12 protein-coding genes and 1 pseudogene are annotated in these 15,528 nt (G+C 68.8%); 3 read left to right on the top strand and 10 right to left on the bottom strand.

Going from position 1 to position 15,528, the window contains the following annotated elements; translation table 11 throughout:
- Positions 1 to 473 (bottom strand): annotated as a pseudogene (locus tag MJ785_RS09270) (primosomal protein N'); the annotation flags it as partial.
- 189 nt (positions 474 to 662) lie between these two features.
- On the opposite strand from MJ785_RS09270, the gene MJ785_RS09265 reads away from it, so the two are divergent.
- Positions 663 to 1,931 (top strand): ATP-binding protein, encoded by a 1,269-nt coding sequence (locus tag MJ785_RS09265; RefSeq protein ID WP_239394589.1) that lies wholly within the window; start codon positions 663 to 665, stop codon positions 1,929 to 1,931.
- Positions 1,932 to 1,996: 65 nt separating this feature from the next.
- On the opposite strand, the gene MJ785_RS09260 is transcribed toward MJ785_RS09265, so the two are convergent.
- Positions 1,997 to 2,302 (bottom strand): hypothetical protein, encoded by a 306-nt coding sequence (locus MJ785_RS09260; protein ID WP_239312698.1) that lies wholly within the window; start codon positions 2,300 to 2,302, stop codon positions 1,997 to 1,999.
- 816 nt (positions 2,303 to 3,118) lie between these two features.
- Between MJ785_RS09260 and MJ785_RS09255 the strand changes: the two genes are divergently transcribed.
- On the top strand, positions 3,119 to 4,546 hold the full coding sequence (locus MJ785_RS09255; protein WP_239380434.1) for an ATP-binding protein: 1,428 nt from the start codon (positions 3,119 to 3,121) through the stop codon (positions 4,544 to 4,546).
- A gap of 761 nt (positions 4,547 to 5,307) precedes the next feature.
- On the opposite strand, the gene MJ785_RS09250 is transcribed toward MJ785_RS09255, so the two are convergent.
- The gene (locus tag MJ785_RS09250) at positions 5,308 to 5,823 is read right to left on the bottom strand and encodes a hypothetical protein (RefSeq protein WP_239309952.1); all 516 of its coding nucleotides are present in this window, start codon (positions 5,821 to 5,823) and stop codon (positions 5,308 to 5,310) included.
- Between MJ785_RS09250 and MJ785_RS09245 the strand changes: the two genes are divergently transcribed.
- Positions 5,804 to 6,355 carry an NUDIX hydrolase gene (locus MJ785_RS09245; RefSeq protein ID WP_239380433.1) on the top strand — a complete coding sequence of 184 codons (552 nt, stop codon included), beginning with the start codon at positions 5,804 to 5,806 and terminating at the stop codon, positions 6,353 to 6,355. The two genes, MJ785_RS09250 and MJ785_RS09245, sit on opposite strands and share 20 nt — an antisense overlap.
- A gap of 183 nt (positions 6,356 to 6,538) precedes the next feature.
- Here MJ785_RS09245 and metK read toward each other — a convergent pair whose 3' ends face one another.
- From metK to carB, 7 genes are all read right to left on the bottom strand, one after another.
- Positions 6,539 to 7,735, bottom strand: a complete 1,197-nt coding sequence (gene metK, locus MJ785_RS09240) for a methionine adenosyltransferase (protein WP_239309954.1) — start codon at positions 7,733 to 7,735, stop codon at positions 6,539 to 6,541.
- A 40-nt stretch (positions 7,736 to 7,775) separates the two neighbouring features.
- Positions 7,776 to 9,110 (bottom strand): phosphopantothenate--cysteine ligase family flavoprotein, encoded by a 1,335-nt coding sequence (locus tag MJ785_RS09235; protein WP_239380430.1) that lies wholly within the window; start codon positions 9,108 to 9,110, stop codon positions 7,776 to 7,778.
- Positions 9,111 to 9,136: 26 nt separating this feature from the next.
- A complete protein-coding gene (rpoZ, locus tag MJ785_RS09230; protein WP_239309956.1) occupies positions 9,137 to 9,421 on the bottom strand; it encodes a DNA-directed RNA polymerase subunit omega in 285 nt (94 codons plus the stop codon).
- A gap of 177 nt (positions 9,422 to 9,598) precedes the next feature.
- Complete coding sequence (gene gmk, locus MJ785_RS09225; protein WP_239309957.1) at positions 9,599 to 10,144, bottom strand: guanylate kinase; 546 nt, start codon at positions 10,142 to 10,144, stop codon at positions 9,599 to 9,601.
- A 513-nt stretch (positions 10,145 to 10,657) separates the two neighbouring features.
- Positions 10,658 to 10,975, bottom strand: a complete 318-nt coding sequence (gene mihF / locus MJ785_RS09220; protein WP_239309958.1) for an integration host factor, actinobacterial type — start codon at positions 10,973 to 10,975, stop codon at positions 10,658 to 10,660.
- A 261-nt stretch (positions 10,976 to 11,236) separates the two neighbouring features.
- Positions 11,237 to 11,983: an orotidine-5'-phosphate decarboxylase gene (pyrF, locus tag MJ785_RS09215; protein ID WP_239309959.1), complete on the bottom strand. Its 747-nt coding sequence runs from the start codon at positions 11,981 to 11,983 to the stop codon at positions 11,237 to 11,239.
- Positions 11,984 to 12,023: 40 nt separating this feature from the next.
- Positions 12,024 to 15,470: a carbamoyl-phosphate synthase large subunit gene (carB, locus tag MJ785_RS09210; protein ID WP_239309960.1), complete on the bottom strand. Its 3,447-nt coding sequence runs from the start codon at positions 15,468 to 15,470 to the stop codon at positions 12,024 to 12,026.
- Between the last annotated feature and the right edge of the window lie 58 nt (positions 15,471 to 15,528).

Genomic DNA, 15,528 nt, shown 5'->3' with positions numbered 1-15,528 from the left:
TCGGCAACTGGCGGGTCGGTAGCCGGCGGTGGCTCCTTTTCCACCCGGGCATGCCGGGGTGGGACCGCCAGGCGGAGCACGTCGGCAAGGGTCCCGGCATAGCGGTCGGCCACCGTCCGGGCCAGCTCCGCGATCTCGGGTGCAAGGATCGACTCCGGCGACACGACACGGCTCAGGAAGGTGAGCGCGCCGGTGTGCTCCGACCGCTCGCACCGGTGGAGGATGAACCCGTCCACGAGCCGGCCGGCGAAGCGAACCCGGACCCGCGCGCCGGGGACCGCGGCCTGCGCCCACCGCGCCGGCACCGTGTAGTCGAACAACCGGTCCAGATGAGCATGTGGCACGTCCACCACTACCCTGGCGACCGGCAGGTCGCCCGCTGGCTCCAGCGCACCCGGACCGGTGGCCCGCGCCGGGCCCCGGACCGTCCTGGCGCTCACTGTTGGGCGGGGTACGCCAGGCTGTTCGGGCATACCTGGTTTAGTACCAGGCACCGCTGACAGGCCTGACCGCGGACGGGCGCTCAGCGGCCCTATCCATCACGTTGCACGCCACAGGGACTGGCAGATCTGGAACTACGTGGCCGGCAGATCTGGAGCTCGGCCTTTGGCAGATCTGGAACTGAGTGGCTGGCAAATGTGGAGGTCAACTATCATCGAGCGGTGAGTACGCCGCTGCGGGGACTGGTCGAGCGGCGTCTGCTTCCCGTCATCGAGAGCCGGCTGGCCGAGGAACCCGTGGTCCTGCTCCAGGGTCCCCGGTCGGTGGGTAAGTCCACCCTGCTGCGGGGCCTGGCCGCCAGCAGGGGAGCCGAGATCGTCGACCTGGACGACGTCGCTGTCCGGGATGCGGTCGCCAGAGATCCGGGGACGTTCGTCGCCGGGCCATCCCCGGTCTGTATAGACGAGTATCAGCATGTCCCGCTCGTCCTCGACGCGATCAAAGCCGAGCTGAACCGGGATGGCCGGCCTGGGCGCTTCGTGCTGACCGGTTCGGCGCGGCACGAAGCACTTCCCCGTGCCGCCCAAGCCCTCACCGGCCGCCTGCACCGCCTGCCCGTCTACCCGCTCTCTCAGGGGGAGGTCGCCGGGGTCCACGAACATTTGCTGGATGACCTTTTCGCCGACCCGGTCAACGCCGTCAGCACCCCGCCGTCGACGACGACACGCGAGGAGTACATCGACCGAGTCGTGACCGGCGGGTTCCCACCGGTGCTTGGCCGCGCCAGCCTTGCCTCCCGGGGGCGCTGGTTCGACGACTACGTCCGCCTCAGCGTCGAACGCGACGTCCAGGAACTCAGTAGCATCCGCCAGGCTGCGGCCCTGCCGGCGCTGCTCGGGAGGCTGGCCGGCCAGACCGCGCAGATTCTCAACATCACCAGCGCGGCGGCGGGAACCCGGCTCGACCACAGGACCGCCGACAGCTACATCCGCCTGCTGGAAGCAGTGTTCCTCCTTTACCGTCTCCCTGCTTGGAGCACCACCCTCATTGCCCGGTCCACGGCTTCGCCGAAGATCCATATGCTGGACTCCGGGGTTGCGGCGCGGTTGCTGCGCCTGACACCGCAGAAGCTGGCCGCCCGCAGCCCAGCCGCGCTGACCGAATTCGGGCACCTGCTGGAGACGTTCGCCGTCGGTGAGCTCCTCAAACAAGCATCCTGGGCCGACTGGGTCAGCGGGACCGGCCACTGGCGGACTCGGGACGGTGACGAAGTTGACCTCGTCGTCGAACGCGACGACGGAATGCTGGTCGCGTTCGAGGTCAAAGCCGCCGGCCGGGTTCCCGGCTCGGACCTCACCCCACTTCGCAAGCTCCGCGACGCCACCGGCAACGCATTCCTGGCCGGCGTGATTCTCTACCTCGGCGCACGGTCCTACACCTTCGAAGACCGCCTCCATGTCATGCCAGTCGACCGCCTATGGGCCCCCTGACACGGCGCCTGTGTACGTCGACGTCCGGCAAGCGACCTGCAGCCTTCGTGACCGTGAGAGTATCGTCAGCACGCGAACACAGGGACAATCTTCGAGCGGCGATGTCGGCACAGCAGCTGATTCGACGCATGCCGCTCGGCGGCGAGCTGGAAGCCGAACAGCTGCGCCCGCGTCGGTACGACCAGGACCACCGCAGCCGCCCTCTCTGCCAAGCTGGTTTGAGACAGAACGATCAGTCTGTCGGGTGTGGTGAGCAGGGCGATATGCCGATCAGGATCCTGTGACGTTGACCATGAATGACGTGTTGTCGGGCAGTCCAGAAAGACCGGGCGGAAAAGGGAAGAAGGAATCCGGGCGGGCTTGATCGGCATTGCCCTCCTCCCGGCCGCTGGTTCATAGAGCTGCCGATCCTCACGGCTTCGGACCGCTCCTCCCATCCGCGTCATGCTCCCTCGTCGGCTCGGAGGGACCCACCTGTGGCAAGAGCAACCAGGGCGGCGTGGCCGCCACCCTTTCGTATGAGAATTTGAGGCCGGCCGCGCGACGGCTGTGGTCCTGATGTTGGCCGGTTGACTGTTGCGGCCTTCAACCGCCGGTTCTCCGCCGACTCCGGCGACGCCTTAGAGCGACCGGCAATAGGGACGCGGCGTCGCGGGGCTGGGGCACGCACCTCGCCGCGTTGTCGTCGGTCGCCACCCAGCACCAGGGTGACTCCCTCCGCCGCCTCGCGATGCACGCACCCCAACCCCGCTCCTTGATCCACGCCCCTATTGCCGGGCGCTCTTAACCGGCCTGGGCGCGACCGTCGCACCCAGCGCACCCCGGTCCCGCGCCCGGCGCCATTTACCGATGTGCGTGTCGTACAGCCCTTCCCTACTCGCCACACCCGATGGACTGATCGTTCTGTCTCAAACCAGCTTGGCAGAGAGGGCATCAACATGGGACCCCACCGAAGGCCAAACGAAACTCAAATGAACCTGTCGAGTAGCATTTGCCCGCCCACCGTGAAACCGAGCGACCGGTCTGGCTGCGGACTGCCTTCTACCCCTGCGACCAGCGAGAATCCGCCCTCCGAGCGCGTGGACGCCCACGGACGTGCAGCGCCCGCCCAGCAGATCTGGGTGCGGCGCAACCCGTCACCGCCGTGCCGACCCCAAATGCTCCCGCTCTGTGGTTTCATTTGAGGCATGGTCCAAGATGTGGGTCAGATCATCGAGACCTTGCGCGCGGCCGGCGGTGACTCGACCAACGTGGAGGTTAAGTCGGCTGAGGGCGGACTGCCAGACTCCCTGGCCCCAACGCTCAGCGCGCTCGCCAACCAGCCCGGAGGCGGCACGATCCTGCTCGGCCTCGACGAGCGAAACGACTTCCGGCCGGTCCGCCTGCCGGATCCGCAGAAGCTCAAGCAGGGACTAGCCGACAAGGCTCGGACGTTCACACCGCCAGTCCGCCTGACCATCGACGATGCGGTGTCCGAGGGCAGGACGCTCGTCCTGGCGCGGGTGCACGAGTGTGACCTATCGATGAAGCCCTGCCGGGTCGGTGGAAGCGGTGTGGCCTACATCCGCGCGTACGACGGCGACTACGCGCTCAGCCAGCTGGAGGAACAGGCTTTCCTCGCCGCTCGTCAGGAGCCCCGCTTCGACCGCGCTCCCGTCCAGGACGCGACGCACGATGACCTCGATCCAGAACTGGTTGACGGGTTCCTCGCCGAAGTGCGCCATCGCGACCCGATGGGAGTAGGCCGTTTCGGCGATGATGACGAGCTCCTCCGCCGTGCCGGCGTGACCGTCGATGGCGGACAGCCGACGGTCGCCGGCCTGCTCGCGCTTGGCGTGCATCCGCAGCAGTGGTTCCCGCGCTACTCCATCCGGGCAGCGGCCGACCCGCTGCCGTCCGATCCCGCGGGGACGCGCGCACGCAGCCAGGCCTCCATGAGTGGCGCCATCCCCCGGATGCTCGATGCCGCATTGGAATGGGCCGGGCGCACCTTCGACACCACGATCGTCTCCCTGTCCGATGGCACCGTGCACGACCGGCCCGTCTATCCACTCATCGCCTTCCGGGAGCTGGTCGCGAACGCACTAGTCCACCGGGATCTCGATCATTGGTCCGCCGGCATCGCCATCGAGGTGCGACTGCGCCGGGATCGCCTCGTGGTGGCGAACCCCGGCGGGCTATACGGAATCACCGTCGATCGGCTGGGCCGCGACTACGTGACCTCGGCGCGCAACGCCCGTCTTGTCGATATCTGCCAATATGTGCGGTCCCCGAAGACCGGCGCCCGGGTCATCGAAGCGCTGGCGACCGGAATCCCCACGATCACGGAGGCGCTCGCAGCCCAGGGCCTGCCGCCGGCGCACTACATCGACAACGGCATCCGGTTCACCGCGGTTCTCCATCAGAGCCCGACCAGACCGGTCCTCACTCACGCCGAGCAGCGGGTACTCGATGCGATCCATGACGGCATCGAGACCGCGAACGACCTGGCGGCCGAGCTCAACGTGACCGCCCAGTATGTTCGCAGAATCCTCCGCGCGCTACGCGACCGCGGCCTGGTCATGCAGGAAGGCGGACGGGGACGACGGACCTTCTACCGCCCCACGGACCAGTAACGCGTCTCGCGCCGTAGTGCCGACGTGATCGGTTCTACCCCTTGGGATAGTCATGATCTGGGACCGATCCGGTGCTTCTCGGCATCGCGGGCGGCCGGCTCCTGCAGCCCTTTGGCGGCCCTGGTCGGTTCTGCTGGTGGTGCTGGCAGATCAGGCGACGATGTCGTCGGGGACCTCGGCCGGCCCGGGGCCGGCCCGTGGGACGTCGCCGGTGAGCGTCATCCCCTGCTGTTCGAGCCAGCTGGCGACGGCCAGCTCCGGGACCGGCGGTGCGCCGACAGAACTCGATGCAACATCGCGTCACCCAATGCAACAACCGACCCATCACCGCAGCTCAGGCGGCTGGAAGCTGAGCGCTCCGGCGGACCGGGCGGGCGCGAAACGCACTGCCGCAGCGCAATCACAGAAACTGCCGAATGTTGCATCAGATGCAACACTGCCTATTTATGGGCGGGTCGTCAGCTGATGGCGCGGCGGGTGAAGAGGCGGGTGGCCTGCCAGAGGAGGAGGCCCGTGGCGGTGGTCAGAACGGGGTAGACGATCAGGAGGCTGAGGTGGGGCTGGTTGGTGACGGCTGCGCGGAGTCCTTCGCTGGCGTAGGTGCGGGGGTCGGCGAGGGCCAGGCCTTGGACCCAGGGGCTGGACGATGGTGCGGGTAATGAAGTCGGCGGGCTGTCTGCGGAGCACGGTCAGGTCGCGGGCGAGCAGCGCGGCGAATGCCGCCAGCGCCGGGGATCGTGGCGTGTGGGCTGCGGGAATAGTCATGACTCGCGGAGTTCCTTGCCGGTGAACTGGATGAAGACCGATTCCAGGGACGGAGGGTCGACGCGAACCTCACGCAACCGGGCGTGGCAGGCGTCGGCCGCGGCGAGGACGGCGGGGAGAACCGGCTGGCCGTCATCGACGGTGAGCATGACGGTGCCGCCGAGCGGGCGGGCGTCGCGGGTGGCGGGCACGTTCGCTACGAGCGCCGCGGCCAGCTCAGCCGGGTCGGGGCCGTCGGCGGTGACAGTGACGACGGTGCCACCGCGGATTGATCGCTTGAGTCTGGTCGGGGTGTCCAGGGTCAGTAGCCGGCCGTGGTCGATGATCGCGATCCGGTCGGCGAGCGCGTCGGCCTCGGCCATGTCGTGGGTGATGAGCATGATCGTCTGCCCGGCCGCCTGCAGGCCGGTGATGATGTCGTGGACGGACAGGCGGCTCTGCGGGTCCAGGCCGGTGGTCGGCTCGTCGAGGAACAGCACCTCAGGCTGGTGCATGATGGCCCGGGCGATCATCAGGCGCTGGGCCATCCCGCCGGACAACTCGTCGACCCGCCTTGCCGGCGGTGTCCGCCAGGCTCACCTGATCGAGCAGGCGGCCGGCGCGTTCTTCCACGACCCGGCCGGCCGGGTTCTGCTCGTCCAGCCCTCCTACCGCACCGACACCTGGCTGCTCCCGGGGGGAGCCATGGACCCGGGCGAATACCCGTGGGAGACCGCCCGGCGGGAAGTCCGGGAGGAAGTCGGACTGGAGCTGCGCCCTGGCCGGCTGCTGGGCGTCGACTGGGTGCCCGCTCAGCGGGACGGACGGCCGCCGCTGGTGCACTTCGTCTTCGACGGCGGGCCGCTGACCGCCTCCGACGCCGAACGCAGCCTGCGGCTCCCACCCGACGAGCTGACCGCCTGGCAGCTGTGCGGCCCTGTGGAGTGGGAGCGGCTCCTTCTTCCGCGGGTGGCCCGGCGCATCCGCGCCTGCGTGGACGCGCTGCGCACCGGACACACCGCCTATCTGCAGGACGGCTGGCCGTCGGCGCTCCCGGCCGGCTGACCGGCCCCGGCCGGGAGCGACAGCGTCGTCGATGGATGGGAGCGATGACGCGAGCGACGCGCAGGGCGCACCCGCAACGCGATGCCGCGTCCTCCCCTGCTGCCGGTCGCTCTCAGGTGGGCCTGATGGATCGTCGATGGCGCGGACCTGCGCCCACATCAACCACCATCCATCGGGCACGCGCTAACCGCGGACTGCTGCCGCCAGGTTGTCCGCGCGCGATGTCGACTCCCAGGTGAAGTCGAGCTCCGGACGGCCGAAGTGACCGTAGGCGGCGGTCTGGGTGTAGATGGGCCGCAGCAGGTCCAGGTCCCTGATGATCGCGGCCGGCCGGAGGTCGAACACGGTCGTCACAGCGTCCTGGATCTGTTCGTCAGGCACTGTGCCGGTCCCGAAGGTCTCGACGAACAGGCCGACCGGCTGTGCCTTGCCGATGGCATAGGCCACCTGGACCTCGCAGCGGCGGGCGAGCCCGGCGGCGACCACGTTCTTGGCGACCCAGCGCATCGCGTACGCGGCCGAGCGGTCGACCTTGGACGGATCCTTGCCGGAGAACGCGCCACCGCCATGGCGGGCCATACCACCATAGGTGTCAACGATGATCTTACGTCCGGTGAGACCGGCGTCTCCCATGGGACCACCCACCTCGAACCGGCCAGTCGGGTTCACCAGCAATCGGTGCCCCGCCGTGGTGATCTCAAGCGCGGCCAGCTCCGGGGCGACGACATACTCGGCGATGTCCGGCGCGAGCAGGGTTTCAAGATCAATATCGGCCGCGTGCTGGGTGGAGACGACCACAGTGTCCAGCCGGACCGGGCGACCGGCCGAGTATTCGATGGTGACCTGGGTCTTGCCGTCTGGACGCAGGTAGCCGACCTTGCCGTCCTTGCGGACGGCGGCAAGGCGGCGGGCGAGCCGGTGCGCCAGCGCGAGTGGCATCGGCATCAGCTCAGGCGTCTCGTCACAGGCGAAGCCGAACATCAGTCCCTGGTCGCCGGCACCCTGCCTGTCCAGCTCGTCGTCGCTCGAGCCGCCGATCCGAGTCTCGTGAGCGGTGTCGACGCCCTGGGCGATATCGGGCGACTGCGAGCCGATCGACACGCTGACGCCGCAGGAAGCGCCGTCAAAACCCTTCTTGGACGAGTCATAGCCGATCTCGAGAACACGCTCCCGGACAACAGCCGCGATATCCACATAGGTGTCTGTGGTGACCTCGCCCGCGACATGGACCTGACCAGTCGTGATCATTGTTTCGACCGCGACGCGGCTGTACGGGTCATCCTTAATCATCGCATCGAGGATGGAGTCACTGATCTGGTCAGCGATCTTGTCCGGATGCCCCTCGGTAACGGACTCGGAAGTAAACAGGCGCATCGCCACGTTCTGACCCCCTGGGAGATCCAGTCGATTCCGACGAAGTCTACCGACGGGTACTGTCGGATACAGCGATAACGGAGCCATCCGCGGGCGCGAGTCGAGCCGTGACCAGGTCGAGCACCCGGTGCGAAAGAAGATCCTTACTGGTTCGTCCGATCACCGTCTCGGTGCCGTCCGAGCCGAGCACCACCGCCGCGTTGTCCTCGACCTCGAACCCGAGCCCGTCACCGACCTGATTGACCACGAGCAGGTCGGCTCCCTTACGGGCGAGTTTTTCCCGGCCGAGATCGAGAAGATCAGCCCCTGGCCCGCCGGTCTCCGCGGCAAAACCGACGAGCAGCTGACCCGGCTGGCGCGCGGCAACCAGTTCGGCCAGGATGTCCGGGTTACGGACCAGCGCGACGGGTTCCGGGTCGCCATCCGATTTCTTGATCTTATGGGCCGCCCGGGTGACGGGCCGGAAATCGGCGACCGCCGCCGCCATGATGACCACGTGGGCCGTTGCCGCCTCCGCGTGCACGGCGGCCCGCAGCTGCGCGGCCGAGACCACTCGGACGGTGTGGGCTCCCGCCACCTCCGGAAGAGCCACGTTGGCCGCCACCACGACAACCCGCGCGCCCCGGGAGAGCGCCGCTCTGGCCAACGCGTAGCCCTGGCGACCGCTTGAGGAGTTGCCGAGGAAACGGACCGGGTCCAGATGCTCGCGAGTACCACCGGCGCTGATCACGAACCGGTACCCGGTCAGGTCCGGCATCAGCCCGGCTGCCGGGCCCGTACCGTTGGCGTTGGCGTTGGCGTTGGCGTTGGCGTTGGCGGCTGATCCTGCCCGCGCCAGCACCGCCCGCGCCAGCGACGCGATCTCCGCCGGTGCCGGGAGCCGGCCGGCCCCGGAGTCCGCGCCGGTCAGCCGGCCGACCGCCGGATCAATGACCACGCAGCCCCGCGCCCGAAGCGTCCCCACATTGGCCCGGGTCGCCGGGTGCTCCCACATCTCGGTGTGCATCGCCGGCGCGAACACGACCGGACAGCGCGCCGTGAGCAGGGTGGCGGTGAGCAGATCGTCCGCGCGCCCGGTCGCGGCGCGCGCGAGAAGGTCAGCCGTGGCCGGGACAACCAGGACGAGATCGGCCTCGCGTCCCAGTGACACGTGCGCCACCTCGGCCGCGCCGGCCCACACGCCGGTCGACACCGGATGGCCGGACAGCGCCGCCCAGGTCGGCTCACCGACGAACCGCAGCGCCGAGTCGGTCGGTACGACCCGGACGTCATGCCCGGATTCGGTCAGCTGGCGAAGTACCTCGACCGCCTTGTAGGCCGCGATCCCGCCGGCCACCCCCAGCACGACGCGCGGGCGACGCGCGGGCGACGCGGCCGGCACCGGAGGCGCGCCCGGCTCCAGGCCGCTCAGGAGACCGGTGGCAACGGCTCGCTGACGGTCTCGTGCGTCAGCAGACCGGCGTTGATCTCACGCAGCGCGATGGACAGCGGCTTCTCCTGCGCGCTGGCCGTCTCCACCAGCGGACCGACATACTCCAGCAGGCCCTCGCCCAGCTGCGAGTAGTAGGCGTTGATCTGGCGGGCCCGCTTCGCGGCGTAGATCACCAAGCTGTACTTGGAGTCGGTCGCCTCCAGGAGCTCGTCGATCGGTGGGTTGGTGATGCCTTCAGGCTGTGCGACAGTGCCGGACACGGTGTCCTTCCGGAAAACGCGGGGGCGGCCAGCTCACGGCGAGCCGCCATCATGATCGGATGTGGCCAGGGCGGTGGAGAACCGGTTGGGCGCGGTTCGCGGCGGCCCCGTAGGCCTCGGTTCACAACGGTAATGCCCCCAGCGTAGAACAGTCCTCCGGCCGCCGGTTGACAGGCGTCAGCTCATGGCTGTCAAGAACACCAGGCGGGCCGCTGCCGCCGTCACGTCGTCGTTGACGACGACCTCGTCGAACTCCGCTTCGGCGGCGAGCTCGATGCGTGCCCGGTCGAGCCGCCGCCTGATCACTTCCGGCGGCTCCGTGCCCCGGCCGACGAGCCGGCGGACCAGCTCCTCCCAGGATGGCGGGGCGAGGAAGACAAAGCGGGAGCCGGCCATCGTCGAACGCACCTGGCGGGCGCCCTGCAGCTCGATCTCCAGCAGGCAGGGCACCCCTTCGGCCAGCCGCGCCTCCAACGGCGCGCGCGGCGTCCCGTACGCATGCCCCGCGAACATCGCATGCTCCAGCAGCTCGCCTGTCTTGACCATTAACGCGAACTCCTCGGCGTCGACAAAGCGATACTCCACCCCCTCGGTCTCACCCGGCCGGGGGGCGCGTGTCGTACAGCTGACCGAAACCCAGACCTCAGGATGACGCCGGCGCACCTCGGCGACGACGGTTCCCTTCCCGACGCCCGAGGGGCCAGACAGAACAGTGAGCCGCATCAACACACCTTAGAGCGCCCGAGGATAGGACTGTCCGGCTCGCGGCTCCCCGCATCCCGCCCGGCCACGTTGTCGTCAGTCGGCGCCCAGTCCCAGGGCGCCTTCCTCCGCCGTCTTGCCGGATCGGGCGCGGATGAGCCGCTCACTGATCGAACGCCCTATCCTCGGGCGCTCTTAGTCATCCTCAAGGCCTCCGAGCATGCGAAAAAAACAAGATCACATACTCTTTGGCCGCCGGTGTCGTGGCCAAAGGGCGCACGCCTACGCACTTTCACACCGCCGAAGCCCCGATCGTCACCGGCGCTTCCATCGGGTGCCCTGTCGAGTTGGTTGACTTACCTGGTTAGTCAGGCCATCCATGATGGGGTTCTTCCTCAACTGTGCACCCCAGCCAAAGGCCGGAAAACAGCCGGTACGGCGGCCCGGCGGCGCGAGGTTCCACCATTACCGGGACACCGCACCGAACCCACGACGGAGGATGTGCGGCACACCCTCGCCGAACGCTGGCAGTGCTCAGGAGCTGGTGAACTCCTGAACCAGCGCGGCACGCTGTTTGGCGCCAAGGCCTCGCAGCCGACGGCTGTCGCTGATCGCGAGCCGCTCCATGATCCTGGTGGCGCGGACACGACCGACGCCGGGCAGGGATTCGAGAACAGCAGCCACCTTCATCTTTCCAATGACCTCATCGGTGTTGGCTCTCTCAAGGACGGACGCGAGTGACACTTCCGCCTTCTTGAGCCGCTCCTTGAGTTCTGCACGCTGCTTACGCGCCAACGCAGCTTTCTCGAGGGCAGCAGCCCTCTGCTCGGGCGTCAGGGGCGGCAGGGGCACGGGTACGCCTCCTTCTTTCGGGTGATCGCGGCGCCGCGCAAACTAGCGAGTAACGGGCGTCTCGGTCCAGTCGGTAGCACGGGTACATCCACGGACTATTGTCCACAAGACCGTGCCCGGATGTCCGGATGAATCGCGTTGCCCGCGCCGTACTGTTTGCTTTCGGTCGCTCGCGGACCCACCGTACCGGGCAGATCGCCTCGAGATGTCCCAACCGGGGCCTGTGTGACGTCACACCAGGTCAGCGGCACCGTGACGGTGTCAACTACCGGTCACAAACCGAGCCGCGGCAGCCCCTGGATCACTCGATGTAATGATCGGGCGCCCCACCACAAGAAGGTCGGAACCCGCTCCCAGCGCCGCCGCGGGCGTTGCGATACGCGCCTGATCGTCGAGATTCATGCCTTGCGCTCGAACTCCAGGAGTGATAAGAGTCACACCGTTTCCGACCTCCGCGCGCACCCCTGACACCTCACGCGGGCTGCACACCACGGCCCGCGCGCCAGCGGCGACAGCCAGTGCCGCAAGGCGGCGGACGACGTCGGCGGGCGGCTCGCCGTAGCCGGCCGAGGCGAGGTCGGCAGCGCCCAGGGAGGTCAGCACGGTGACCGCGGCGACCTCGACATCCGGCGCGGCGTCAACGGCCGCCCGCACCATCGCCGCGCCTCCGGCCGCATGCACGGTTACGTACCGGGGGGCGAGCGGAGCTACTGACCGCATCGCCCCAGCCACCGTGTGGGGGATATCATGCAGCTTGAGGTCGAGGAAAAGACCGATCCGGTCCCGTTCGGCCGGCCCTGGATCACCCCCGACCACGTCCCACAGGGCGGTCACGATGCCGGGTCCCTCACGGCAGAACAGTTCCAGACCGACTTTCACAACGGCGACGTGCGGTGCCACCGCGCGGGCCAGCCGCAGCGCCCGCGGCCCGTCGGGCACGTCCAGCGCGACCGCCAGCGGCGGCCGCGACGTCCAGGCGGCCAGTCGTGCCCCCGGCAGACCCGTCATCTCACCACCCCCGTCAGGCCCGCGGTCCCCGGCAGCCCTGTCAGCCCGTCCGCCCGGTCGTTGTGGCCGTCGTCGTGGCCGTCGTGGCTTGGCCGGTCGCCCCCTGGTCGCCGTGGGCATGGGCGTCAGCGGGCCGGGCAGCCATGGGCTGAAGGCCGGCGGGGACGCGGTGGCGGGCGGCGGCACCATCGGAGCCGCCGGACCGATCCCGATCGGACCAGGCGGCGTGCAGGTCCGCATGGAAGCTCTGCAGCGGCATCACCCCGATCTCGCCGCGTACCAGGGCCTCGATACCCTGCACGCAGGCGGCCGCGCCCTGGATGGTGGTGATGCAGGGCACGCCGGTCGTCACACACGCCGTCCGGATCTCGTATCCGTCCAGCCGCGGGCCGACACCGCACGGCGTGTTGATCACAAGGTTGATCTGCCCCGAATTGATCATTTCAACGCAGTCGGTCAGGCCGGAGTCCGGCGCCGAGTGCTTTCCGAGCACAACCGCCTTCACTCCGTTGCGGCGCAGCACCTCCGCGGTTCCCTCGGTGGCATAGACCACGAACCCGAGGTCCGCGAGCCGCTTGATCGGAAAAATCATCGCGCGCTTGTCCCGGTTGGCCACCGAGACGAACACCCGGCCGTAGGTGGGCAGCGACGCGTAAGCCGCGGCCTGCGACTTGGCGTAGGCGGTGCCAAAGCCCGCGTCGATCCCCATGACCTCACCGGTGGACTTCATCTCCGGCCCGAGCACGGTGTCCACCCCGTGGCCGCTGGCGTCCCGGAACCGGCCGAAGGGCAGCACCGCCTCCTTCACCGCGATGTGGGAGTCCATCGGCAGCGTCGCGCCGTCGCCGTGCGGCGGCAAGAGCCCCTCCGCGCGCAGCTCGGCGATGGTCGCGCCGACCATCACCCGGGCCGCGGCCTTCGCCAGCGGCACGGCCGTCGCCTTCGACACGAAGGGGACGGTGCGCGACGCTCTCGGATTGGCCTCCAGGACATACAGGACGTCGGACTGCATCGCGTACTGGACGTTGAGCAGGCCCCGCACCCCGACTCCGTCCGCGATCAGCCGGGTGGACTCACGAATCCGCTCCAGGTCGGCACGGCCCAGCGTGATCGGTGGCAGGGCGCACGCCGAGTCCCCGGAGTGGACCCCCGCCTCCTCGATGTGCTCCATCACGCCGCCCAGGTACAGATCCGTGCCGTCGTAGAGGGCGTCCACGTCGATCTCGACGGCGTCGTCGAGGAAACGGTCGACCAGTACCGGATGCTCGGGGGAGATCTCGGTCGCCCGCTCGATGTAGGAGCGCAGCATCTGGTCGTCGTAGACAATCTCCATGCCGCGCCCGCCGAGCACATAGGACGGCCGCACCAGCACCGGGTAGCCGACCCGGTCAGCCACCGTCCGAGCCTCGGCATAGGACGTCGCCACGCCGTGCAGCGGCGAGGGCAGCCCGGCTCGGGCGAGCACACGGCCGAACAGGCCACGATCCTCGGCCAGGTGGATCGCGCGCGGTGCCGTCCCGACGATCGGGACGCCAGCGGCGGCAAGCGATGCCGCGATGCCCAGCGGAGTCTGGCCGCCAAGCTGGACGATCACGCCGACCAGCGGGCCGGCCTGCCGCTCGGCGTGGACGACCTCCAGGACGTCCTCGACGGTGAGCGGCTCCACGTAGAGCCGGTCGGCGGTGTCGTAGTCGGTGGACACCGTCTCCGGATTACAGTTGATCATGATCGTCTCATAACCGGCCGCCGACAGCGACATCACCGCGTGACAGCAGGCATAGTCGAACTCGATGCCCTGCCCGATCCGGTTCGGCCCGCTGCCCAGGACGATGACCCGCGGCCGGTCGCTGGCGACGATCTCGGTCTCGGAATCATAGGACGAGTAGTGGTAGGGCGTGGCCGAGGCGAACTCGGCCGCGCAGGTGTCGACCGTCTTGTAGACCGGCCGGATGCCGGCGCGGTGCCGGAACGTGCGGACCACATCCTCCTTGGTCCCGAGGATCTCGGCGAGCTGCGCGTCGGAGAACCCCGCGCGCTTGGCCCGCAGGATCCCGGCGGAGTCGCGGCTGATGGTCTCGGCGATCTCGTTGAGGTTGGCGATCTGTTCGACAAACCAGGGATCTATGCCGGTCGCCTCGGTGACCTGGGCCGGGTCCGCGCCGGCGCGCAGCGCCCGCTGCACCGTGCGCAGCCGCCCGTCATGCGGGACGCGGGCACGGCCCAGCAGCTCATCGACGGTCGCGGGCTCGTCACCGGCGAAGGAGAACACCGCGCTGGGCTGCTCCAACGACCGCAGGGCCTTCTGCAGCGCCTCCCCGAAGCTTCGCCCCACCCCCATGGCCTCACCGACCGACTTCATCGTGGTCGTCAGTGTCGGGTCCGCGCCGGGGAACTTCTCGAAGGCGAACCGGGGTGCCTTCACCACCACGTAGTCCAGCGCCGGCTCGAACGCCGCCGGTGTGGTGCGGGTGATGTCGTTGGGGATCTCGTCAAGGGTGTACCCGAGCGCGAGCTTCGCCGATATCTTCGCGATCGGGTATCCGGTGGCCTTCGACGCCAGGGCTGATGACCGGGACACCCGGGGATTCATCTCGATCACGACGAGCCGCCCGGTGGCCGGGTCCACCGCGAACTGGATGTTGCAGCCGCCCGCGTCGACACCCACGGCACGCATGACCGCGATGGCCATGTTCCGCATCCGCTGGTACTCCCGGTCGGTCAGCGTCATGGCCGGTGCCACTGTCACCGAGTCGCCGGTGTGCACGCCCATCGGGTCGATGTTCTCGATCGAGCAGACCACAACCACGTTGTCGGCGCGGTCGCGCATCAGCTCGAGCTCGAACTCCTTCCAGCCGAGGACGGACTCCTCGACGAGCACCTCCGACGACGGGCTCGCGGTGATGCCGTCCGCGGCCATCCGGCGAAGTTCACCGGCGTCGTGCGCGAAACCGCTGCCGGCGCCGCCGAGGGTGAAGCTCGGGCGTACCACAACCGGGTAGGAGAACTCCTCGGCGGCGTCGAGGCACTGCTGGGTCGTCGTGCAGATGGCGCTGCGCGCGGTCTCACCACCGACCGACGCGACGATGTCCTTGAACGCCTGGCGGTCCTCCCCCGCCCGGATCGCGTCGATGTTCGCGCCGATCAGGCGGATGCCGTACCGGTCGAGGACACCGGAGTCGTGCAGCGCGACCGCGGCGTTCAGCGCGGTCTGGCCGCCCATCGTCGCGAGCAGCGCGTCGGGCCGCTCCCGATCGATGATCTTTGTAATCATGTCCGGCGTGATCGGCTCGACATAGGTGGCGTCCGCCAGGTCCGGGTCGGTCATGATCGTGGCAGGATTGCTGTTGACCAGCACCACCCGCAGGCCTTCCGCGCGCAGCACCCGGCAGGCCTGGGTACCGGAGTAGTCGAACTCGCAGGCCTGGCCAATAACGATCGGCCCGGACCCGATGACCAACACGCTGCTCAGATCTTCTCGCCGCGGCATCAGTGCCTGACCTCCCATCGGCATCCCCGCGCGTACGCCTGCGCGGGAGTATCCGGCC

The sequence above is a fragment of the Protofrankia sp. CiT1 genome (genome assembly GCF_917627335.1).
Taxonomy (GTDB): domain Bacteria; phylum Actinomycetota; class Actinomycetes; order Frankiales; family Frankiaceae; genus Protofrankia.
Note: the sequence above shows the minus strand (reverse complement) of the source record. Positions and strands in the feature narration are given on the sequence as shown.

Coding starts and splice junctions, on each gene's coding strand:
- MJ785_RS09260 (WP_239312698.1), bottom strand. CDS start 2,302: ATGCCGATCAAGCCCGCCCGGATTCCTTCTTCCCTTTTCCGCCCGGTC.
- MJ785_RS09255 (WP_239380434.1), top strand. CDS start 3,119: ATGGTCCAAGATGTGGGTCAGATCATCGAGACCTTGCGCGCGGCCGGC.
- MJ785_RS09245 (WP_239380433.1), top strand. CDS start 5,804: ATGATGGCCCGGGCGATCATCAGGCGCTGGGCCATCCCGCCGGACAAC.
- MJ785_RS09250 (WP_239309952.1), bottom strand. CDS start 5,823: ATGATCGCCCGGGCCATCATGCACCAGCCTGAGGTGCTGTTCCTCGAC.
- gmk (WP_239309957.1), bottom strand. CDS start 10,144: ATGCGGCTCACTGTTCTGTCTGGCCCCTCGGGCGTCGGGAAGGGAACC.
- pyrF (WP_239309959.1), bottom strand. CDS start 11,983: ATGACGGGTCTGCCGGGGGCACGACTGGCCGCCTGGACGTCGCGGCCG.
- carB (WP_239309960.1), bottom strand. CDS start 15,470: ATGCCGCGGCGAGAAGATCTGAGCAGCGTGTTGGTCATCGGGTCCGGG.